This is a genomic window from Runella sp. CRIBMP (genome assembly GCF_009905605.1).
Classification (GTDB): domain Bacteria; phylum Bacteroidota; class Bacteroidia; order Cytophagales; family Spirosomataceae; genus Runella.
The window spans coordinates 733313-757393 of the sequence record NZ_JAAAKZ010000002.1 but is presented as its reverse complement, the minus strand read 5'-3'; the positions used below and the strand labels follow the sequence as shown (position 1 = coordinate 757393).

18 protein-coding genes and 1 tRNA gene are annotated in these 24081 nt (G+C 40.3%); 13 read left to right on the top strand and 6 right to left on the bottom strand.

The annotated features are described in order from the left end of the window. Positions 1-25 precede the first annotated feature (25 nt). The 11 genes from GVN20_RS08250 (at position 26) to GVN20_RS08200 (ending at position 13227) form a co-directional block, all read left to right on the top strand. On the top strand, positions 26-361 hold the full coding sequence (locus GVN20_RS08250; protein WP_166557851.1) for a helix-turn-helix domain-containing protein: 336 nt from the start codon (positions 26-28) through the stop codon (positions 359-361). After that, entirely contained in the window at positions 358-714 is a 357-nt protein-coding gene (locus tag GVN20_RS08245; protein WP_166557850.1) for a hypothetical protein, read from the top strand. Before GVN20_RS08250 ends, GVN20_RS08245 begins: the two co-directional genes overlap by 4 nt. A gap of 8 nt (positions 715-722) precedes the next feature. Further along, positions 723-1865, top strand: a complete 1143-nt coding sequence (locus tag GVN20_RS08240; protein ID WP_166557849.1) for an AAA family ATPase — start codon at positions 723-725, stop codon at positions 1863-1865. A gap of 67 nt (positions 1866-1932) precedes the next feature. After that, positions 1933-2118 (top strand): DUF4248 domain-containing protein, encoded by a 186-nt coding sequence (locus tag GVN20_RS08235; RefSeq protein ID WP_166557848.1) that lies wholly within the window; start codon positions 1933-1935, stop codon positions 2116-2118. A 112-nt stretch (positions 2119-2230) separates the two neighbouring features. Beyond that, on the top strand, positions 2231-2680 hold the full coding sequence (locus GVN20_RS08230) for a hypothetical protein (protein WP_166557847.1): 450 nt from the start codon (positions 2231-2233) through the stop codon (positions 2678-2680). Continuing rightward, positions 2677-2895: a protein BatD gene (locus GVN20_RS08225; protein ID WP_166557846.1), complete on the top strand. Its 219-nt coding sequence runs from the start codon at positions 2677-2679 to the stop codon at positions 2893-2895. The genes GVN20_RS08230 and GVN20_RS08225 overlap by 4 nt, the downstream gene beginning before the upstream one ends. Positions 2896-3178: 283 nt before the next feature. Further along, positions 3179-5296 carry a type I restriction-modification system subunit M gene (locus tag GVN20_RS08220; RefSeq protein ID WP_166557845.1) on the top strand — a complete coding sequence of 706 codons (2118 nt, stop codon included), beginning with the start codon at positions 3179-3181 and terminating at the stop codon, positions 5294-5296. Position 5297: 1 nt separating this feature from the next. Then, positions 5298-6551 (top strand): restriction endonuclease subunit S, encoded by a 1254-nt coding sequence (locus GVN20_RS08215; protein WP_166557844.1) that lies wholly within the window; start codon positions 5298-5300, stop codon positions 6549-6551. Between the two features lie 137 nt (positions 6552-6688). Then, positions 6689-7753, top strand: a complete 1065-nt coding sequence (locus GVN20_RS08210; RefSeq protein WP_166557843.1) for a Fic family protein — start codon at positions 6689-6691, stop codon at positions 7751-7753. A gap of 8 nt (positions 7754-7761) precedes the next feature. Then, complete coding sequence (locus GVN20_RS08205) at positions 7762-11058, top strand: type I restriction endonuclease subunit R (RefSeq protein WP_166557842.1); 3297 nt, start codon at positions 7762-7764, stop codon at positions 11056-11058. Between the two features lie 339 nt (positions 11059-11397). Next, complete coding sequence (locus GVN20_RS08200; RefSeq protein WP_166557841.1) at positions 11398-13227, top strand: hypothetical protein; 1830 nt, start codon at positions 11398-11400, stop codon at positions 13225-13227. Between the two features lie 5 nt (positions 13228-13232). On the opposite strand, the gene GVN20_RS08195 is transcribed toward GVN20_RS08200, so the two are convergent. Together GVN20_RS08195 and GVN20_RS08190 are read right to left on the bottom strand one after the other, a co-directional pair. Beyond that, a complete protein-coding gene (locus GVN20_RS08195; protein ID WP_166557840.1) occupies positions 13233-13820 on the bottom strand; it encodes a hypothetical protein in 588 nt (195 codons plus the stop codon). Continuing rightward, positions 13798-17265 carry a DEAD/DEAH box helicase gene (locus tag GVN20_RS08190; protein ID WP_166557839.1) on the bottom strand — a complete coding sequence of 1156 codons (3468 nt, stop codon included), beginning with the start codon at positions 17263-17265 and terminating at the stop codon, positions 13798-13800. The genes GVN20_RS08195 and GVN20_RS08190 overlap by 23 nt, the downstream gene beginning before the upstream one ends. 80 nt (positions 17266-17345) lie before the next feature. On the opposite strand from GVN20_RS08190, the gene GVN20_RS08185 reads away from it, so the two are divergent. Together GVN20_RS08185 and GVN20_RS08180 are read left to right on the top strand one after the other, a co-directional pair. Then, complete coding sequence (locus tag GVN20_RS08185; protein ID WP_166557838.1) at positions 17346-17756, top strand: hypothetical protein; 411 nt, start codon at positions 17346-17348, stop codon at positions 17754-17756. Continuing rightward, positions 17753-20104 carry a hypothetical protein gene (locus tag GVN20_RS08180; RefSeq protein ID WP_166557837.1) on the top strand — a complete coding sequence of 784 codons (2352 nt, stop codon included), beginning with the start codon at positions 17753-17755 and terminating at the stop codon, positions 20102-20104. The genes GVN20_RS08185 and GVN20_RS08180 overlap by 4 nt, the downstream gene beginning before the upstream one ends. A gap of 547 nt (positions 20105-20651) precedes the next feature. Here the strand turns inward: GVN20_RS08180 and GVN20_RS08175 are convergent. The 4 genes from GVN20_RS08175 to GVN20_RS29560 form a co-directional block, all read right to left on the bottom strand. Beyond that, positions 20652-20725 (bottom strand) — tRNA-Ala (locus GVN20_RS08175). A 120-nt stretch (positions 20726-20845) separates the two neighbouring features. Then, positions 20846-22234, bottom strand: a complete 1389-nt coding sequence (locus GVN20_RS08170) for a leucine-rich repeat domain-containing protein (RefSeq protein WP_166557836.1) — start codon at positions 22232-22234, stop codon at positions 20846-20848. Positions 22235-22341: 107 nt separating this feature from the next. Continuing rightward, positions 22342-23355 carry a sugar kinase gene (locus GVN20_RS08165; RefSeq protein ID WP_166557835.1) on the bottom strand — a complete coding sequence of 338 codons (1014 nt, stop codon included), beginning with the start codon at positions 23353-23355 and terminating at the stop codon, positions 22342-22344. A gap of 11 nt (positions 23356-23366) precedes the next feature. Further along, complete coding sequence (locus tag GVN20_RS29560) at positions 23367-23816, bottom strand: hypothetical protein (RefSeq protein ID WP_206023223.1); 450 nt, start codon at positions 23814-23816, stop codon at positions 23367-23369. Positions 23817-24081: the final 265 nt, after the last annotated feature.

Below are 24081 nucleotides of genomic sequence, written 5' to 3'. Positions count from 1 at the left end.
TTTATCAAACTAAAAAAACGACGCAATGGAATCATTTCCCAAACTGGTGTTAATTACACCCCATGAGTTAGAACAACTCATTCGCAAAGTTTTATCGGAAGATAAAGCCGCCCCCCAAAGCCGCCAACACGCGGAACATGAATATTTGAACATGGCGGAAGCCAGCAAATATTTACAACTTCCACAAAACACGCTCTATGTGTTCTGCCATGAACGGCGGATTCCCTACTCCAAACGAGGTAAAAGGAATTATTTTCTTCGCGCTGATTTGGACGAATGGATGGCGTCTCATCGAAAAATGTCGGCCAAGGAAATTGAAGTTGAGACGATGGCTAACCTCAGAAAAAAAGGGAAAAGATGAGCCATTCGCCAAACTCCTCCCAAAACGATACAGTACTGTTTTGGGAGACAATTCTCACGAAAGAATTGACTAACGTAGCAACATTGCTTGAAAAAAAGCAAAGTCGTTTGTTCGCACTTCGAAATCTTCCCTTTGCAGAACAATCCGAAAGCAATTACCGAACCATCAAACTGTTGGAAGCCGAACTTTCGCTATTTGTTGGATTGATCGGTACAGTGGAAGAACTCAAAAATGCCTATGTTGGGTTTACCGCCTCCGTCGCTGACAGGCTTATTTTATTGACCGTGCAGCGCGATTATTATCGTCAGGAGTTACTCGAATGCATGACAAAAGGAGGGGCATATCAGCTATGAGTTCATTCATGGATAAGTTCAAAAATGTCATGCAGCATGGCTATGAACAATTGCCCCAAACCGGAGAGCAAAAAGTGCCTAAAGTTTCTTACTTGGCCCAATTACGAGAAATTCAGGAGACCATCGAAAGCAAAGCCTGTCAAGATATACGCTTTGCCCAGCCATTAATGACGTTGAATGGAGTTGGTATCATTTATCCCAATACCATTTCAGTTATTCAGGGACAAAAAGGCGTTCACAAGTCACGTCTTACCGAGAATCTTTGTGCAGCCTGTGTAAAAATGGATGCAAACCGCGAGTTTATCGGCTTCAAAATCGCCCCTCTTAAACGCTTTCATGTGGTTTATGGAGATACCGAGCGAAACCTGAACGACCAATTCCCTTTTGCCATTCAACGAATCAAAGAATTGGCAGGATTTGATAAAACAAGTCGTCCCAACAATTTAGAAGCGTTTAGCCTGATTGAAATTGAGCGTACAGAACGGTTTGAGGCCGTGAAGCAGTATTTAGATGATGTGCGCCAAAACCATGCTGACGAACACGTAATCGTGATTTTAGACGTGATTACGGACTGTATCGGAAGCTTTAACGACCCCAAAGAGTCGATGAAGTTGCTTGACCACCTGAATATGATGATTAATCGGTATAACGTCTCGTTTATTTGTGTCATCCACGAAAACCCCAACAGTTTTGGCGAAGGGAAAGCACGGGGGCATTTAGGAACGGAACTGATTAATAAAGCCTCTACCGTAATCTCAATTGGATTTGATAAGGGAGCCAATGGCAATTCTACTGACTTGATTGTCTTGAAGTTTCTTCATACCCGGAGCGTCAAGAAACCTGAACCGCATTTTCTGCGCTATTCAGAAGAAGCAAGGGGTTTGGTGTTGGCCGATGCCGACTTTATCGCTGACCAAAAAAGTCTTAAAGCGGAAAAAGCGGAATTGGGAGAGTTGAAGGATTGGTTATTGGAGAACATGATGGGAGAAATCTCAAAGACCGCTTTACTCGACCAACTTACCCAATACTTTGGATGTACCGCCAAAACAGTTGAGACCCGTTTGAAAAGCCTGACGGATGGGGAAACCCCTTTTTTGGGGCGCAAAAAAAACGGAAAGGAAGTTTTCTTCACCTTAAATGCACCCTTCTAAAGACGTTGGAAATGGAAATGCCCTATATATGGCTTTTCTAATTTCCAACGTTCAAAACCCCAAAGCTATGGAAACTAAAACGCATAAACCGTCCACCCGTAATCAGTTGGCCAAACTTTACGGAGTCAGCCCTGAAACCTTTAAAAAGTGGCTTGTAAAAATACCTGATTTGTCACTGGACACTGGCTATAGGGTATTAACTCCCAAACAGGTAGGTATTATTATCAAACACCTTGGCGAACCCTCTGATTAACTGCCGTTAACGTAGATTAATGCCGATTAACCTGTATTAACCCTGATTAACCCGAAAGCGGTAAATCAGGGTTAATTAGTTTTGGAGTGTACAATTAATCAAAATTAACAACATGGTAAATTATCAAAGAAACGGAAGGGCATTGCAGTTAGAAGGACTCGAAAATGCCCGCAACAAAGTAACGCTTGGTTTCAAGTGTGATGCAGGTACAAAAATCCAACTGGCACAGGAAGCCAATCAAAACGCAATGACGTTGAGCGAATATGTAGAAACGGTTGTTTCTCTGCGCCACCAACGAACGAATCACGCCCCACAAAAATCAAGTTACACGTTCAATGAGTGGGAAAGCAAAATTAATAATGCCAAAAAGCAGACGGAGCAGGTACAGACTCAGCTTGATTTCTACGAAAAGAATCCTTTGCTTCTTGAATTGTTTAAATCGCACAAAGGGCAAAGCGTCTCTTATCTCAATGTGCAGGGCCAAAAGCAGAGCATTGTAATCAATCAGATAGCAGACGTATTTACGGTATTAATTCACAGTTTTAACCCACAAAAGCCATGATAGAGCAAACGTATTATCCGTTCGGTGGAGATTTTGATAGCTTTCCTGCACAGTCTTCGACTCCAATGCTTTCAGGATTTTCCTCATCAATAGTTCAAAATGAGTATGAGAAAGGTTCCGGTACGAATTGGTTCGGTTGGCTTCTTCTTATTGCCACTTTGATTGGAATTGCTGGGGTCGTTTATTGGTGGAGAGGAAAAATCTCAGAATTATGATTCAAAAAAGGTGCTTACAAGGTTTCGTAAGCACCTTTTTTTGATTAAGCATGATTCGAAAACAATTCCTGTGAAAAAGTTATCAAGTGGTTATAATGTTATCTTTCACTTGTTTAATGTTCCTGTTTCTTCGCCCCTGAACGGCTTTTCTCCACATATATGGTTTAAAAAATCTATCTTTAAGCAGTGCTTATCAAACTGAAAGGTTGCAGGTATTATTTGTAAAGTAATGTTAGATACCGTAACCTTGCGGCCTTTTATACGTATCAGTAAGATTTAAAGTATGACCAACGAACAACTCAAGAAATTAGAGAATGATCTGTGGGCTTCGGCCAATTCATTAAGAGCGTATGGCGGTATCAAAGCCGCTGACTACGCCGTACCCGTGTTAGGATTGATTTTTCTGCGATTCTCCGAAAATAAATACAGTCAGTACGAAGCCGAAATTTTGAATGAGTATCTGGCTACCAAAGGAAGCCGACTCGAACGCTCCGTAGAATCCATTGCTTTGTCGAAATGCGGGTTTTATCTGCCCGACTACGCCCGGTATGATTACCTGCTGACGCTCCCCGGCGATAAAAGCATGGCCAAAGCGCTGCAAAAAGCCATGGAAGGCATTGAGGAGCATCAGGACGAGAAGTTTAAGGATGTGTTGCCGAAAGAGGCGTATTTTGAAATTGAGAAAAAGAAAGCGGACATTCTGCCGCAACTGCTCAAAACTTTCTCCGATATTCCGAAAGATGCGACCGGCGATGTGTTCGGCAAGATATATGAATATTTCCTCGGCGAGTTTGCCATGAGCGAAGGCCAAAAAGGCGGCGAATTCTTCACGCCTACGTCGGTGGTGCGGTTTATTGTGGAAGTGATTGAGCCCTTTGCGGGCAAAATCTACGACCCGGCCTGCGGCTCGGGCGGTATGTTTGTACAAAGTGCCAAGTTTATTCAGGAAACCAAACACGACCTCAGCGACATTTACGTATACGGACAGGAGTACATGAGCGAAACTGCCCGATTGGCCAAAATGAACCTGATGGTCAATAACATACGGGGCGAGATTACGGAGACCAACTCGTACGAAAGCGACCCGTACAATAGCTTGGGGAAGTTTGATTTTGTGATGGCCAACCCGCCGTTCAATGTAAAATCGGTTAAAGAAAGTACCGTCAAAAACGACCCGCGTTTTTATCAGTTTGGTTTGCCCAAAAACAAAGGCAAAAACACCGACGACAGCATTACGGATGCCAATTACCTGTGGGTGTCGTTGTTTGCGACCTCGCTCAACGAAAAAGGACGCGCGGGCTTTGTGATGCCCAACTCGGCCTCCGACGCAGGCAATTCAGAGTACGACATTCGTAAAAAGATCGTGGACAGCGGCATTGTGGACTGCATGGTGTCGATGCCTTCCAACATGTTTTTTACGGTGACGCTGCCCGCCACGCTCTGGTTTTTTGACAAACAAAAAGCCCTGTCTGAGCGCAAAGACACGATTTTGTTTTTGGATGCCCGTAATGTTTATACCCAAATAGACCGTGCCCACCGCGAATGGAAAGAGGAGCAAATTCAAAACCTTGCTGCCATCGTGCGCCTGTACCGGGGCGAAACCGACCGCTACCTCGCCCTCATCAGCCACTACGCCAAGCAGGCCATAGAAGCGCAGGCGGCCGTTCCAAGAGCTTTTGAAGCGCTGCAAACCAAACTGAAAACGGGCCTGATCAACCTCCAAAAATATGCCGCCGACAGCCAAGCCAAACGCACTGCCAAAGACGGTGGGCTGTTTGGAGAAGCCAAAGGTGCCGTTGCTGATCTTATCCAAAAACTTACCGCCTTACCGTTGCCCGTGGCTGCGCTTCCCGATTGTTCTTTGAGCGAAGTGGAAGAAAACGCCGCCCAATTGGCTTTTGCCGAAACCCTGAGCGAGTACCTCACGGCCCTCAAAGCCACCGATACCCTCCTGAAAAACCACAAAGACGCCCTCAGCGAACTATGGGCCGAAGCCGATAAAAGCCTGAAGCTTAAAAACGATAAAACATGGGCGGAACTGGAACTCAACAACTTTCCCAAAGCCCTTGACGAGCTGTACCAACACTGGAAAACCGCCACCGAGACCCTAACCTATTGGCACAACAGCATGGATTGGCTGCAAAGCCGTTTTCCCGAAGCCAAATACACGGACATTGTTGGATTGTGTAAAGCCGCTGACAAAACCGAGTATGCTGATGAACAGGATTATTCGCTGAATGCGGGGAGGTATGTGGGGGTGGAAAATATTGATGATTCTATTTCAGAAAGCGAATTCAAATTGATTTTAAAAGAAAAGCACCAAAAGCTAACTAAATTAAATAAAGACTCATTAGAACTTGAAATAGTAATAGATGAGAACTTAAAAAAAATATTATTTTAATATGGCTATTATCTGGAAAACAGAGCCATTAAACTTGGTCTGTTCTGAAATTATTGATTGTGTAAATAAAACTGCCCCAGTTGTAGATTATGAAACACCTTATAAAATGATTAGAACTACTAATGTCAAAAATGGGAGAGTAGATATATCATCTGTTAGATATGTGACTGAAGATACATACAAAAATTGGACAAGAAGGGCAAAACCAAAAAGGAACGATATAATTTTAACAAGGGAAGCTCCTTTAGGAGAAGTTGGCTTACTACGTTCAGATGATAATATATTCTTAGGCCAAAGGTTAGTTCAATATAGGTCTAATCCATTAATTGTAGACCAATTGTACCTCTATTACGCATTCCAAGACGACTTTATGCAAGGGCAACTTCGCTCTTACGGATCTGGTGCTACAGTTGAACATTTACGTATAGGAGATTGTGAAACTATAAAAGTTAAATACCCTCCGCTTCCTATCCAACAAAAAATCGCCTCCATTCTCTCGGCCTATGACGAGCTGATCGAAAACAACAAGCAGCGTATCAAGCTGTTGGAAGAAATGGCCGAGGAGATTTACAAAGAGTGGTTTGTGCGCCTGCGCTTTCCCAATTATGAAAATACGGAGTTTGTGGATGGCTTGCCGAAGGGGTGGGAGATTGGGAAACTTGGTGATTTAGTAGAATTCAAAAAAGGACGAAATATTACTCAAAATACGATTTCAGAGGGCAGTGTTCCAGTTGTTGCAGGAGGATTATCACCAGCGTATTATCATAACACAGCCAATACGAGTTCGCCAACAATTACAATTAGTGCTTCTGGAGCAAACGCAGGATACGTCAATCTATATTTTGAAGATATTTGGGCTTCTGACTGTTCTTATTTAGATACAAACGAGACACAATACATATTCTTTTTCTATCTATTGCTCAAAAACAAACAAAATGAAGTCTTTTTTTTACAAAAAGGGTCTGCACAGCCTCATGTTTACCCTAAAGATATAATGGCATTAAAAATGAATTTACCATCTCAATGTTTAATCTCAAACTTTGAAATGTTGATTAATCCATTTTTTGAAGAAATTAAAATACTATCTCAAAAGAACCAACTCCTCCAGCAAACCCGCGATTTATTATTGCCGAGGCTCATCAGCGGTAAACTGAGTGTGGAGGGGTTAGCAGAGGCAAAGGAATACGTATTGGGGCAAAATGCGGAGCCGTGGCCAATGGCAGCGGAAGCGGAGGGAGCATATCCTCACTCATAGGGAATCAGCCACTCTTACATGGCCTGTCTCACAAAACACATGGGTCTCTCATGTATAAAAAACGCTTATTTTTATACACGTTTGGTAGTTCATGTATAAAAAAACCATAAATTTATACATGAGATAAAAGAATGGAAATGAGTTATCGAATCAAAGAACTGCCGAATATCGGCGAGGTAGAAACAAAAACGGTATTAAAAAAGTCGTTGCAAGCTAACAAAGCCCTGGCCGAGCTCAAAGGGATTTTGGCCACTATTCCCGACCAAAATATATTGATAAACACCTTATCGTTGCAGGAAGCAAAAGACAGTTCGGCCATCGAAAATGTCATTACTACCCACGACGAACTCTTCAAAGCATCGCTTGATTTGCAGGTTTCGGCCGCCGCCAAAGAAGTCCAATCCTACGCGGCCGCGCTCAAAAGGGGCCATGATTTGGTACAACAATATGGTTTTTTGAGTACCAAGCATTTATTGCAGATACTGGATATACTCGAACCAACCAACGGTGCTATCCGACGCTTGCCCGGTACGGTGCTGAAAAACCAACAAACCGGCGAGGTGGTCTATATGCCTCCGCAGGACTATGACGAGATTATTCACCTGATGTCCAATTTAGAACAATTTATCAACAATGATGAATTGGCCGATTGGGATTCTCTGGTCAAGATGGCGATTATCCATTTTCAATTTGAAAGCATCCACCCTTTTTATGACGGCAACGGCCGTACAGGGCGGATTATCAATCTATTATACCTTGTACTCAAAGATTTGTTAGACGTTCCGGTGCTGTATCTCAGCCGTTATATCGTACGCCATAAGGGGCAATATTATCAAAAACTGCAAGCCGTCAGAGACCATGACGACTGGGAAAGTTGGATCTGTTTTATGTTGGAAGCCGTTGAAAACACCGCTCTTTATACCATTGATTTAATCAAAGCGATTCGGGTATTATTGGAAGAAACAAAAGTGTGGTGTCAGGAATCACATCCTAAAATTTACAGCAGAGAACTGTTGGACAACCTCTTCAAACATCCCTACACCAAAATTGAGTTTGTGATGCAGGATTGTCAGGTAACCAGACTGACGGCAGCCAAATATTTAGAGATTTTTGCGGAAAACGACCGGTTGAAGAAAGTAAAACTCGGCAAAACTAACTACTTCATTAATCAAAGATTGATACAGTTATTAATGCAACAATAAAATAGCCCATGGCCTATCTCAACGAATCACACATTGAAGTTGCCGACATTGATTTTTTTGTCAATCAACTGGGCTACACGCATATCAACGCTTGGGAAAAACAGTTGTTGGGTCGAAGCAGTCTCAAAGAAGTGGTTCTGAAAGATCGGTTGAAAGCCAATTTGGAAGTGCTGAATCCGCACCTTCCCGAGTCTTCGCTTACGTACGCAATTGGCGAAATTACCAAAAGTCGGGCCACGCTCACGCCGTTGTTGGCCAACAAAGAAGTCTACGAACTCATCAAAAACGGCGTCCCTATCGCCTATAAAAATACGCTGGGGCGTGAAGTCAACGATTACGTCCGTATCATTGATTTTACCGCTGCAAACAATAATGATTTTTTGCTGGTATCGCAACTAAGCATCGAATACCAACAAACCCAGACCATTACGCGTCGTCCTGATTTGTTGCTGTACGTCAACGGCCTGCCGTTGGTGATGATTGAACTGAAAAATGCCACTGAAAAGGTAAAAACGGGCTTTGACAAAAACCTGACCGATTACCGCCGCGACATTCCTCAATTGTTTTGGTACAACCTGTTTGTCTGCATTTCCAATGGCATCCAAACCCGCGTCGGCAGCTTCAATGCGCCATGGGACCATTTTTTCAGTTGGCTCAAGTTGACCGACACCGCCATCACCCACGACCAACCCACCAAGGAAGAAATAGAAAAAGAAAGCGAGCAGACGGGTGAGCACCTGAGCCTCAAGCTGTTTGGGCAGGGGCTTTGCCAAAAAGATACGCTCATTGATTACTTTGAAAATTTTGTGCTGTATCACAAAAACAAGGTAAAAATCATTGCCAAAAATCACCAATATCTCGGCGTAAACAATGCCATTGCGGGACTGCAAGCCAAAGACACCAACAAAGGAAAGCTGGGTGTTTTCTGGCACACACAGGGGTCGGGTAAATCGTATTCGATGATTTTTTTCTCCAAAAAGATTCATCGTAAAATCACGGGTAACTGGTCCTTTCTGATCATTACTGACCGTCGGGATCTGGACAGTCAGATTTACCGAAATTTCAACGAAACCGAAACCATTGTTGAAACCAAAGACCAAAAGGAAAACTATTTCCGTCCCGCTGATAAAGAAAAACTTCGGGAATATCTGCAATCAAATCGAGCCTACGTCTTTACACTGATTTTCAAATTCGGTATTGAAGGCGGTAAAACCTTCAAGCAGCTTACCGACCGCAACGACTGGATTGTGATGGTGGACGAAGCCCACCGCACCCAATACAAGGGACTGGCCGAAAACATGCGCATCGGCCTGCCCAACGCCCAATACATCGCCTTTACGGGTACGCCCTTGCTCCGCAGTGAGCTTACCAAGGATTGGTTTGGGCCCTACGTGTCGGAATATAATTTCGCTCAAAGCATTGAAGATGGTGCCACGGTGCCCATTTATTACAAAAAGAGTGTGCCGCGCGTAGAGCAAATCAACCCCGAATTGGTAGGGGAGGCCGCAGCGATTTTGGAAGACGAAAACCTGAGCGAAGAACAAAAGAAAAAACTGGATCGGGAATATTCGACGCTGTTGAACGTAGTCCGCCGCGACGACCGTCTGGAAGAAATCGCCAAGCACATCGTTCAGCATTTTCCTTACCGATTGGACGTAGACGATGACGAAGGAAACCGTAAGCCCATGAAGGCCATGGTCATCAGCATCGACAAGTTTACGGCCGTCAGGATGTACGACAAAGTACAATACCACCTGAAAGAAGAAATCAAACTACTGCGTAAAAAAATAGCCGTTGAAAGGGACAAAGAGCTTAAAAGCCGCTATTCTCGAGCGTTGGCCTTTATGCAGGAAACCCGAATGGCGGTGGTCATCAGTCAGGAAGGAGGCGACAAAGAAGAAGAAAAAGCATTTGCAGATGTGGGCCTAAACATTAAACCACACCGCGCATTGATAGACCATCCCGATGACGACGGCCGCAACATTGAAGATTATTTCAAAGACGAAAACAACACCTACCGAATCGTATTCGTCACTGCCATGTGGATGACGGGCTTTGATGCCCCTTCCGTTTCCACCCTTTATCTGGACAAACCCCTCCAAAATCACACCCTGATGCAGACCATAGCCCGGGCCAATCGGGTGATTGAAGGCAAGAAAAATGGCTTGGTGATTGATTACTTCGGCGTATTCAGAAACCTCAAAATAGCGTTGGCCGCCTATGCCGAAGGAACCAAAGGGAAGCTGCCGAAAACGGAGGACGATGATGAATACCCCGCCAAAGAGTTTGAGGAACTTTTGCAACTGCTGGAACAATCCATCGACGAAGCCAAAGCTTACTGCAAGAACCTGGGAGCCGATATAGACCGCATCCTGACCCTTGGAGAAAAAGGATTTAAAGAAATTGAGCTGTTTCAGGAATATGCCAACCTGATTTTAACCAAAGACGAACATCGCAAACAGTTAGGACTATATGTAAACACCATCGCGTCGTTGTACGATTCGGCTAAACCGGAAGTGTATGAATATCCTCTCATCAAAAAAGGCCGCGATGTTTTTCAATACCTCAGAGACGTTGTTGACCGCAATGTAGACCGTGACGAAGCCGTAGAACGGGCCAAAAAGAAAATTGATGAGTTGCTGGATTCCAGCGTAGTCGGCAAAGGTGATTTGGTGGCCGAAAGCAAAGCCGAATACACTATCGACGATTCCAAGCAAATTGATTTGAGCCGACTGAACTTTGAACAATTACGCCTTGAATTTCCCGAAAAGAAACACAAGAATATCCAGTTTGCCGACCTTCGGGAACTGCTGGAAATCAAGCTCAAACAGATGCTGGCTCAAAATAAAACACGCGGATCGTTTCTGGCCAATTTCCAAAAGGTCATTGACGATTACAATTCGGGCAGTCTCTCCATTGAAGAAGCCTACGAGGCCCTCATCAAACAGGCAGAAACCTTAAATGAAGAACAACAACGCGCCGCCAAAAATGAAATGACGGAAGCGGAGCAGGAGTTGTTTGATTTGTTGAAGAAAGAAAAGCTCACCAAAGAAGAGGAAAAAAGCGTCAAACTCGCCGCCAAGACCCTGCTGGAAAAACTGTTTGATGCCAAAAACAAAATCCTGATTCAGGAATGGCACAAAGAAAAAGCCACGCAGGAAAAAGTGAGATGGGAAATCCAACAAATCTTGGGGCAACACCTTCCCGAACCCGGCTACGACCGTTTGGTATTTTCGCAAAAAGTAGACGTCACCTTTCAGCACTTCTATGGACTGGCGCAGATGGGATTGGGATTTGTGGCTTAGAAAAAACTGGTAAAAATTTCCTGTAGCTGATATGAGTTTTACAAAGCGCCTTTTTTGTGCTTTTGGCATTTTTTTTGACTGAAACCTTTACGACATAATTTTTGAGTGTAGAACATGTCTGTACGTACTATGTATATACAATGCGTTGATTCATTCCTTTAGGTAACATTTACCTCCAGAATTAAGATGTAAGGAGCACGAATGACACACCATACACCGTTTGATAACTATTTCATTCATTTCCGGTGATCTGAGTAAGTTCGCACGAATGTTATTTTGTATCTTGCCCCATAAGCACCTTATGAAAAAACGCTATTATACTGGTTCCTCCTCAACTTTATGGCTAGGATTTTTAAAAACAATATATCCCTATTCTTTTTTTGTACGATTGGCTTCATAAGCTGTGTCGAAAAGTATCCTCTTTACCGAGGCGATGCGGTAGTTATCAGCCAATCTACTTCGATACGTCCAGCTATAAGTGGCTGCCAGGTAAGTTATAGCATCAATACGACAGGGGTGCAAAATGCTTCTGCCATCAATGGCTGGATACGAAGCGGCTTTAGCAGCTTTGCACAAGCGGGAACCTATTTGCAATTTATTGAGCGAACCAGCGGAAGTGTTTTGTTAAATGTGGTATTCAGAGAACAGGATGCGTTACCCTATTCAACTACTCCAGGCGTATTTGCATTCAGAAACTATACATTGGGTGTCCTAGACGGCAACACGCTTACTCTCAACCGAGATTTTGCATGGACCGAAGCTACCATCCGCAAGGCAGTTATGTATCACCTTGGTTTGTTTTTGGGAATGGCTCCCAACGATCAAGATGGCTCAAGTATTATGTCACCGATTTCAACTTCAAGTATTTCTCTCACCAATGGAGACATAACGAACCTTAAATCATTATATCCTACAACGATTCCAATTACCTTATCGGGCAGAAATGCCGTTGTTAGTCCCAGAGGGACGTTATTTTCAGCTAGTTTCCAAAATCCGAGGAGGTTTCTGGTAAAAAATTTTGGTATCACTTGGACGGATGAATTTGGAAGTGTTGGCTCAGAATATCGTTTGCTCAATAGTACTGCTGAATCTATTTCTCAAACCTATCAAGTTCTTTCATTACAGCCGAATCGTACCTATACTTGTCGCACTTATGCTCAAACAGAATGCCAAACAATTTATGGCCCCCAATTTACAATTCGAACTCCAATTGCAGGATCTTGGAATAATTTAGGAAGTCTTCCCTTTACCGAACGAAAAGAAAGTACAGTCATTACTACTTCTGAGTTATGGGGAAGTGCTTTCATCATTGGTGGAGAGTTGGCTGGTGGACAAAAAACCAATGAAATGTGGCAGTTTTCAGCACAGACAAACAGTTGGCAAATTCGCAAATCATTTCCCGGAACGATTAGAAGTGGAGCAGTAGGGTTTGCTATTGGTAATAAGCTCTATTATGGATTAGGGAATGCTTCTAATTTACTGTCATTTCAATTGCGTGATTGGTGGGAATACGATATTTCAACTGACCAATGGACGCAGAAAAATGACTATCCTGGGACTTTACGCTCTGCCTCAAGCGCATTTTCGTATCAAAACAGCGGAATCGTTTCTTTAGGGATTACTTGGACCTCAGGCGGAGGAAATAGTTTGTTTGGTTCTTATAATAAAACTACTTACAGATACACCCCAGCTAGTGATACATGGAGCTATGTGGGAGATTCCCCAATTAATTCGGCTCTTCCAATCGGCAGCTTTAGGCTGCAAGGAGGTGGGTTTTTGTTGCTGACCAACCGTGAACTTTGGCGAATAGATTTACAATCAGTCTCATGGAGCAATGTAGCAAGTTTACCAACTAACATAATTATTAACCAAAACCAGCCAATTGCAATTACAGCAGGTACTTCTGATGCCGTAGGAGCCAATAATGTTGGTTTTTTTGGATTATCGGCATTTGTAAATAATTCAAATAATCCCACCTACTCAAAGCAGTGGTGGCAATATTCTCAAATAAATAATGCTTGGACTCAATTGCCAAGTTCAACCATTGATAACCGCCATAATTGTATTTCATTCTCCTTAGGTGAAAAAATTTACATACTAGGTGGCCAACGCACCACCCAAGGCGGTGCTGTAACTAATTTGAGGGATTGGTGGGAGTATAATTTGTAGGTTAGTTATCCTATTAAACCAATTGCTTTTAATAGGACGAAAAACATTATTACAGTGATAATAGCTCCTGTGGCAATTACAGTAGTTTGAATACTTTTTATTCCAGTTTCAATGTTTTTTTCGGTTTCTTGTAAATTTCTTTGATTCTTTTGTCTCTCTTCTTCAAGTAAGCGCCTTAAATCATTTCGTGTTTCATCTATTTTTGATTTTACAATATATTCAATATCCTTTGAAAATCGCTTCATTTCATCATTTGTACTTTCAAGCAACTTACGAACATCTCTTGCTTGTTCTGTCTGATCAGAGCGTAGATTACGCAAGGTAGCTTCAATAGTATCAACCAAGGAAGATAATTGTTTCTTTATGACTTCAGGTCCGTCACCAATTTTGCTCAAGAGTATTTTATTAAAGTCTTCCTGACTCTTTTTTGTATCTTCTATTAGGCTGCGACTTGCTTCAAGTTTATCTATCGTATCTTGATACTTTTCTAAAAGCTCACCTACTTTTGATATATGTTCACCTAAGCCGGAAAGATTCTGGGCTTCTTGCTCCAGAATCATCAACGTTTCGTCAAATTTTTGTAAAGGATTCATAAATTATTTTGTTAATTGACTGTATACGTTCAATACGAATTTTTACTTCATCTTCTAGTAGGTACACTAAGTTAAAGCGATCTACTAACTCTGACTTTCTTTCTGGGAATATCTTTAGGATTGTAAAGCTGATTTGGTAAATTTGATTCGAGTTAAATAATTTCATTAAATTAAAAACCTCTGAAAAAACGTCATTAATGTAAATGCTTTCATTAGATTTAAGTTGGATAAAAGAGTCTTCTAAACGTAGTCTACCATCAGTATTTTCATAGTCGTTAAGTAATAATCTAACGATACCACTAATAAAATTAAGGCCCATGTTCTGCCGATAACTCTCTAAAAAACGACTTAATCCGTTTTTTAATTCTTCTAATTTGTGATTAGGTAAGATTTTTATTTCTGGTAAAAGGACTTCAAACCACTTTTTGTACAGTCTTGGATTCTCTCCAATATGTTGTAATGTATATGTAATCTCAGTTACTTTAAAATAATTATCAAGAACATTCTTAAAACTTCTACTATCTTTGAAATTTAAACATAATTCATATAAGTTTTTTAACGACTGGCGTCTAGCATAAGTTATATTTTCATATGTCCAAATTAATATAAACCATATGATTTTATCTTGAAAAGTATTAACAATAGCGTTGTGTTCTAGGTTTGTGATTTCTTTTTCCACATTTATGCTTGAACCATATTTTGATATGTACTTAGAAATAGCGGATAAAGCTGTTGTATCATCCCAATTTGAAAAGTTTACATTGTATTTATTTATGAAGTCTTTTGTCCAATCATTAACAAAACCTAATATAAAGAGACGATATAAAGCTTTTTCAATTTCAAAATCCCCAATATGGCTATTAATGTTGTACTTAATTTTAAAAAAATCATAACTTTTAACTGCTTCGTTTTTGTTAATTGTTACCCATTGGTTTCTTTTTCCGTATGTTTCAATAACAAATTTGGTTATAATATAATCTTCTTTAAGCTCTTTTACACCCGATGAAAAAAGAAATAATATCCTAAATAAGTCTTTGCCAGTTTTAGATACATCTGCCCTGATTTGATTAATACGTTCAATGGGTGTTTTTAAGCCAAATATTTCTGTTAATAAACTTGTTGGAATATTCTCAGGTGAAAATAATACTTTGCAATAAGCTTTTTTTTCTTGATTTTCCTTTTTTTGTTTATTCCATCGCCCAGCCCTTCCAGCTTCTTGATAAAGTGCTTCAATAGATGAAGGAATTCCATAATGAAAAGTATAACTAATGTTTTGTTTATCAATACCCATCCCAAAAGCTTTTGTAGCTACCATTATGGGGAATTTATCATCCTTGAAATTTTTCTGTACAGTAATTTTGTAGTTATCAAACTCCTTTTCACTCATTATAGGCTTCTTTCCTTTTACTTTCCCTCCTTCATAAATCTTAGTTGTGGGACACTCTCCTGAATACCATTCAACTTTACTTGAAAATAAATTTTGGATATCCCTGGAAACTTGGTAGCACCCAAAATCTCCGTTGACGTAAGGAGTAAATATCAATGCTGCTTCATTGTTATCGAAGTTTTTAATTTGAGGATTTAAATATTTATTTATAGTGTTTTTTAAAATCTCTCTCTTTTGTATGCCCTTTTTGGGGTCATCATTGTTTATCTTTATTACTTCAAAATCTAATTCATTTCTACTGTAGTCTTGAATAGTAGTTACATGTTCATCTTTAATGCCAAATGACAAACGGATATCTTTAGCAACGTTTGCAGAAGCAGTTGCAGTTAAACCAATAAATTTTGCATCAATGCAAATTTTTTTTATCGTAGATGGTAGTATCAAATATGACGTACGAAAGTCATGACCCCACTCGGATAAACAGTGAACTTCATCAATAACAGCATAAGAAATAGATTTATTGGCTTGAACTTCTTGTAATGATGCTCTAAATTTTTGTATTTGGAATCTTTCTGGAGATATAAGTATAAAGAAGTATTTCCCTATACCAAAATCATTCATTACTTGGTTTTTCTCTTCTGCATCCAAATCACTACTTATGAAGTTAATATTTGTAATGCCAACACTGTCTAAATTTTCTTTTTGGTCATACATCAATGATTTTATTGGAGAAACAACAAAACTAATTGAGGGTTGGAGTAATACTGCCAATTGGTAACAGAGTGACTTTCCTCCACCAGTTGGTAATAAGCCAACGGCGTCAACTCTTCGTAGTGCATTTGCAATAATTGGAATTTGGCCATCTCTAAAGTCTTCTTTGTTAAATATGTTTTGTATAAAATACCTCAATGAATTTAGCTGTGTTGGGTTGTCATTGTGGATTGGGTACGAGATTGGTTTAGTAGTGCTTACCCGGAAATAGTTGCATTCAGTTGCGTCAAAATAATCAGTACGTACGTAAATAGTGTCTAATTTGTATAAATGTTCATCAGTATATCGCTTTAACAAGCTAAAATCAATGGCGATTGCATTTTCTTTTTTTTGAGTATCCCAGCTATTTATATAAAATACTTCATATTTAGGTCTTATAAATGGTGTATTATTAAGTCTTAAAATATTCTCTAGCCAATCTAAAAAATCATCTATAGCTAGTTCTGCGAAGCCTTCTAGATACGGTTCATGAATTAATATATTAAATGACCATTGTTTGCCTGTAATTTGTATGTTTTTATAAATTAATAATTCAATTAGTAGTATTTGAAACCTGCAAATGGCACTTGCGTCAAGCTGAAACTTAGTTGTTGGTTCTTTATATTTGTTTTTTTTGTTTAAATAAAATTCCTTATATCCATTTAATATACTACTGCTTTTTTGTAGCACTTCCTTAATTTTGTAAATTTTATCATGGTAATTATTGTCCCTCAATTCTTTTGTGGTAATTCTTATAATATTTATGTTGTTTTTAATGAGGGCCTCATCTCTTCGGCGGTCATTATATAGTTCGCTTTCGTTAGTTTCATGAGATTGGCCGTCAATTTCGATAACTAACTTTGCTTGAGGAAGATAAAAGTCAACATTCTGATTTACAAACTGATTGTCTTCATCTTTAATTATTTTGTTAAAGGGTGTTTCTGGTAAAAATAATTGTTGAATGAATCCCCATTCTTCAAATAAATCGGGGATTTTTTCATAGAACTCTCGTGCAGGATAGTAATTATTGATAGAATCCCCCTTTATAGTGTTTCTCCATTCACTTGGCTGTGCACTGATAAAATAACATCTTTTCAGTTCCTCCTTGGGATGGACTAGCTGATTTTTTAGCCTTCTTGACATCTCTGTAGGAGCACCTCTCATAAATAAATTCTTCAAAACGTAGAAAACTGAAAGCCATTCTTCCGATACTTGGCTTTGTTGTGGTAAATTTTGAATGACAAAGTTGTGCTCAGTATTAGAGTAGTTTGCTGTATAAAATCTTGTACTTTCTACAGTGTTTCGCATTAGAAAAAGGCAATAAAAAGGGTGAAATGTATTAATTTTACCCAATATTTATTTACTTGCTCACAAATTTAAACTATAGCATGAGTAAAGTTAAAATGTCTTGGGCATCTCCTTCAAAAATAGTAATTATTGGTGGATTAGTAGTATTACTAATGGGGTTAATAATCTTTTTAATTCCTTCTAAAAAGTCTGCGCGGTCTATACATTGTCCTACTGAGCTCTATATTAGCTTATTACAGTCTGGGGATGACCTATTGAAGAAGGGTGACTACGATAGTGCTGAAATAAAATTTTGGGAAGTTCAAAAATTACTAAAAAACCACTCTTGCCTCGAAAAATTATATGTTGAAAAGCTAGTGAAAAAATATGAGAATAATGCTGTATATCTGTGTAACTTATATGTAAATCAGCCTACATTAAAGTACATACCTAATAATTACTATAAAATGGCCGCAATTCTGCAATCGCACATTCCTGATAAATGCAAATGAAAAATTACCTTTACATCCTATTTATTTTTTTTTCATATGTTGGCTATTCACAACGACTTTTTGACAACCCTGATTTGTATCAAATCTTACGAACCGGTGACCAAAAGCTACAGGAGGGCAAATTTGATGAAGCACGCGGTATTTATGCATCCTACAAAGTGCTGATGAGTGGTGCCACGAATGATTACTTTGAAAACCAGATCAAAAAATGTAATCAGCTTAAGAACCTCTATCAGCAAGCCGAAAAAAACTTTAAAGCCAAGGGCTTCCTGCAAGCCCTTTCCCAATACCGAGAATACCGAAAACTGATGCCAAACAGCGACAGAATAGCTGCTTTTGAAGACAGGATACAACTATGTCTGATTCAGATAGATAAGGGGCTTGTTGGTCAAGTTCGTGACCTTGAGCGCATCGTCACAGGTTTCGAGTGGTCTGATAAAGGGCAAAGGCAAATTATTCAGATGGATACTTCAGGTGCTCAGTTTAGTTTTCAAAAGGCGAAGAAATGGGGCAGTACATTGAATACAACGCTTCAAAAACAGTACGAAGAGGGTATTACAGCCGTGCGAGACCTAAAAGCTTGGGGAAAAAAGGTGAGAGAGGCCAAAGCCAAGGGAATAACAGAAGAAGAGGAAATCAGTTTGCTAAAGGAAGGTGAGAAAATTTCAATTTTTAAAATACAACCATTAAGGGAAAAGATTGAGTCAATGGAAGTATCAACGACTTTTCCAATAAATCAGTCTCCGTTGGTTATCATACAATCGCTGGCGAAAGCTTGTAAAATTGACCAACTTGCAAGCTATATTAAGTTAAACAAAGACAAAATTGAAAATTCTGATAAACTATTGGAAAGTATTAAGGAGTTTCAAAATACTCAGAATGAAATTAGTAAGCTCAATCCCAAATTGGACCGTAGTAAAGAAACCTTATTGATAAGTGCTTATGAAAATTTATTAAAAAATGCGGCTAATACTCCACTGGTAGGAAATACCCTTTTAGATTGCGCTAAACAGGAATATGTGTCAGCATTGGTTGAGTTGGCAGGTTTTGCCGAGAAATCATTTGACGACAGTGGAGAGAAGGGGCAGGTAGAACGTGCACTGACCTACTTAGCGAAAGCCCAAAATTTGGTAGCGCCTCAAAAGTTGAATGAAGTTGAAGAAGCTAAAAGTAGGGTAGTGGGAAAACTGGGATGTGATTCAGTCATAAGGGATTTTAGAAAATCAGTGACAGATGTCCGTAGGGCCCTCAATAATTGTCGTTTACAGGAAGCAAAAGCTAAATGGGATGAAGCTTCCATAAAACTGAATGTTTGTTCTGATGCCGCTTCAGGTATACTAAACAACTACGCATCGCTTACTGACAGTATTCTAAGTCTTACGAAAAATGACAGTTTATATTCAGAGCTACAAAGCCAAATTCGTGATTTAGTGCAGCGTGAACGCTGTGATGAAGCTCAAAATAGCTATGACCGTCTAAAGGATTTAAAAATATGTGATGATGCTAAACGCAGTAGAGATAATAAAACTCTATTGGAAAGTATACAGGCTTGTAAAAGCCGTATTTGCTATAAAGAGACGTTAGTAAGGGCTGAAAAAGCTGAAAGTACTAAGGAATGGAAAAAAGCATATCGTCTTTACGAAGAAAGCCTAAAATGTGCAGCTCCTGGTCAAATCGAAGTTGTCAATGCCAAGTTGAGTGAGCTCGAATGCGAAGCATTCCCTGAACGCTGCAAGAGTGAGACCACTTATTTTCGTCCAGAAGTAATCGGTGCCTATTCTTTAATAAAGCCTAATTATAGGGTTGGAAACAAAACGCAAGAAATGTCGATTTGGCATCTTATAAGTGGTGGGCTTCAATTAAGCCTAATCAGCCATTCTTCTCCCGTTGACTTTTCCGTTGGTGCCGAATATTTTGAAACCCAATTTCAATCTTTAGGAACAATCAAAGAGACAAAATACGTACTGGAAGATTTTGCATTAAAAGGCGTCAATGGATTTGCAACTATGAAACTTCATAAGGCAATAACCGACCCTAACAGATGGAGACCTTATGTAAAACTGGGCATAGAAGGAATGATCCCGCTTTCCTATCGTTATGTGCATTATACATCGGGGAAAATCATTGATGATAAAGAGCAATTAAACGCTCAATCTTTTTCTGGAATCGGAGGAATCGGCATCGAGCTTCAACGCAAACGCTTTGGCTGCTTTTTGGAATTGTTTGGCAGTTATAATTTTACTGGTATTTACAACGCCAATGCCACCAATCCTTCGGCTACCCTAAATAGTTCAATAAGCGCCAATATACATCGTGCAGGTGTACGGCTTGGTGTTAGAGTTTGGTGATAGAAATCCGTAGCGGAGGTAAGTATAAAATGAGTTGAATTGGGCCCTGTCTATTATGGATGGGGTTCTTTGTAATTAAGTTGATTTGTTATGAAAAACGTTCTTTCGCTGATTTTTGTATCAGTTTATTTCTTTTGTGATGCTTTTCAGCAAGTTTCTCCTAGACAACCCTCTACTCCGTATAAAAGAGTAGAGAAAACCCGAACCTGAGTTCAAGAAGCGAGAGTATACGTATGTTATAGCAAAAACGCGTATGCTTATCATGCCTATATATGTGCTGGTTTTAAAAGATGTAAGGCGAGTAGAGGAGAAGTTAGTGTCTCAGAAGCCAGAGGAATGGGATATATACCTTGCAAAATATGTTATTGAATTGAAGTGAAGCTGGTGAAAAACACAACAGAAATCAATGGAACTATAAATACACGGCCACAAAAATCAAATTTTTACCTTTCCTAAGCCACTAAAACAAATCAAAAATGTTTTAGTAATGTTTTAGTAAAAACAAAAACGACTTACAGAAGTGTCTGTAAGTCGTTGATAATCAGGGTGGAGAATATCGGATTCGAACCGATGACCTCTTGCATGCCATGCAAGCGCTCTAGCCAACTGAGCTAATCCCCCATATGTCAATATTTTGTTTTTTTGATTGTATAAAGCATTGTTGTGTGCCTTACCTCTCAAACGGGACTGCAAAGATGCAGGTCTGATATGACATTTGCAAGTTGGATTTAAAAAAAATCTTCAATAAGAAACTTGGATAGCATTGCCTTCCAATACTTGTACGATAGGCTTGGAGCGTTCGCGAAGCTGTAGGTCCTGAGCTACAGGATTTTCACGCAAATAAACTTTTTTGAGCTGACGCAGGTGGGGAATGGGGGCAGGTACCTCACTCAAATTATTATAACTCATATCAATCTCTTCAACACGTTGCAAATACGCAATTTGGTTGGGCAGGGTACTGAATTGATTGTAACCAATGTCCAAAATTTGCAGTGATTTAAGTTTTCCAATGCTCTTGGGAAGTTGGGCGAGTCGGTTATGGTGCAGATAGAGGGTTTGGAGTTTTTTTAGCTTCCCCAGATTGTTGGGAAGTTGGGTGAGTTGGTTGTGGGAAAGGGCCAGTTGCTGTAATTTCCTCATCCGACTCAGGGAAGAGGGGAGGGTAGAGAGTTGGTTGTAATAAAGATCTATTACTTCCAACCGCCGCAGTTTTACAATTCCTTTGGGGATAAATTTTAGTCCACAAGAATAGAGATTAATGTCTTGTAATCGACGCATTTTTGTAAAACTCCTTTGGTTGAGCGTTGTGAGATTGTTGTAACCCATCCACAAGCTTTTGAGTCGTCGGCAGTTTTTTACGGCGGCGGGGATGTTGGTGAATTGATTCCCCTGTATATTTAAAATCCGCAGCGTTTTGTTTTTAGTGAGTTGCAAATTGCTGTCGGTCAATTGATTGTTGTTAAGCCATATCTGTTGTAATTTTGGAAGGCGGCTTATATCAATAGAAACGTTTTTCAGTTCATTAAAACTCAGATTTAGCTCCTTCATATTGGTGAATCGATAAATAACATCAGGCACCGTCATGAGTTCCAATTGATTCAGGGCCAGAATTTTGACGGTATCGGGGCGAGTAGTTGAATGAGCGGCTTCCAAGCTACTGATGACACTGTCGCTTTTCGGAATCGTTCGAATAAGCCCCAGGTTCATGAAATGGGAAGATACGTGCGAAGAAACGATTTTTACACCAAACCGGTAATTGTCAAGTAATATCCTGAGAGAGTCAATGAGCTGTTTTTCTGATTCAGCAGAAATTCTACCACGTATTTCGTACAAAAGATATTCAAACTTACCCGTTTTGCCAGTGTAAAGGTGATATGCAATAGCGGCAGGGTCGGTCCGAATACCAAAAATTTTACGGGCAATTTGGCTTTTTCGACGCAGAAGCGCGTTTTCTTCTTTTACATATTCTTCTTGTGTGCCTTCATAAAATGTGCGTTGTCCCCGGTATAAACTATCCAACTTCCGATACGTAAAACCTTTCTTTGCCGCTTCGGCAAAGGGCATGATGTTGATTTGGGCTGAAGCTGAAATGACGCTTAAAAAAAACAGTGCTCCGTAAATGAGTTTCATGGCTAATTAGGGTTATTTACTAATTAACTACGAAATTAGTTTTAATATTATATACATCAAACCTTTTTATGGAAAAAACTTATATATAGTCAAGTTGCAGCTTTCATTTACCTCGACAACTTCCCTGACGTATCTCCCGTGGCCAATCGTTGTATCTCTTCTATGCTTACCAAATTGAAGTCGCCTTCTACGGTGTGCTTGAGTGCGGCGGAGGCGGTGGCAAAATCAAGAGTGCGTTGCACGTCTCGTTTGAAATAATCGTAACCAAACAAAAAACCAGCAATGAAGGCATCCCCGCTTCCGATTCGGTCTACAATGTGGTGCAGGTCGTGGGTGATGGTTTTGAAATAGGTGTGGCCGTCAAAAGCTTTTCCTTTCAGTTCATTGTGCGAGGCGCTGATGGATTGTCGTTTGGTATCCAATGCCAATTTTAGGTTTGGAAAACGCTCCATGACTTGTTTCATCGTTGAGACCCAGCTGTTTTTTTCGCCCGCTTTAGGATAAATATCAAACAATTCGTCTGCGTTAGAATTTCCACATACAATAAGGTCGCAATGCTCGACCAATTCGGGCATTACTTCTTTGGGCGTTTTGCCCCATTGCCAGAGCCCTTTGCGGTAGTTTACATCTGCCGACACTTTTACCCCCAACTTACGCGCGGTTTGAACGGCTTGTTGGCATGCGTGAGCCGCGCTTTTAGACAAAGCGGGCGTAATGCCCGTAAAATGAAACCAATCAGCTCCTTTAAGAATACGCTCCCAGTCAAACTCTCGCTCATCAAGCGTACAAAAAGAGTCGTTCATGCGGTCGTAGATTACCTGACTTGCCCGGGCATTGGCCCCGTTTTCGACGAAATAGACAGGCAGCCGGTCGCCTCCCAAATGAATTTCGGAAGTATTGAGTCCATATTTTCGAAGGTACATAATGGCCGCGCGCCCCATATCGTTGTCAGGAAAACGCGTTACATGCACCGCTTCCACGCCCCACTGGGCGGTTGCAATCCCTACATTGGCTTCGCCACCGGCATACGTTATATCAAACTGATGAGCTTGTACAAAGCGTGTGAATCCTGGTGGCGACAACCGCATCATGATTTGACCGAACGTAACAATTTTTTTCATAATTATTTTGATTATTCTTTGGCTTTGTCTTTTTGGGCTTTACGTTTTTTTAACGATTGATTTGCCAAATGAAAGGTGTCTTTAAAGAGGGCACTTTCCAGCGTAAATCCAAAACTATAATAGGCACCGTTATAGTTGGTGGGTAAATTCTGTTGATAAATCGCGTAGCGATACCCTCCTTGTACACTTAACCCAACCCAGCGGGTGGCTTTCCATTTGGCATAAAGGCCGATTTGGGCAGGCATAAAGAAGTCTTTTCTACGCCAGATAAACAGGTCGCTGAATAGTTTGTTGGCGGTGCTTTGGGTGGCTCCAATGCCCAGCTCTACGGGAATACTAAAACGCCATCGGTTGTTTTCAATGATATTGGGCCAATACATCAGATTAAAATAGTATAAATCTGTTTTAGTATAATATCCCAAGTTGATGAGTTGGGAGGCATTTTTTCGTAAATCAATCAATCTTAAAAAAGAATTAAATGTGAGCCAGTAATACCCAAATGTAAGCTCATTTCGATTTCTTCCAAAAGAAATCCCCGTATTTACCCCCCAAATATTGACCAGTTTTTTGTCAACAAACGAACTTCTTGCGTCCCAATTTAGCGTATATGTAAGTTTTGGCCTGTGCTTTATTGAGTCTTTTTGCACGTCAAAGATTCTAGAAAATATGCTTGAGTGCTGTTTTAATGTATCTTCTGGCACGATAAAATGATGCTCTGAACCAAAC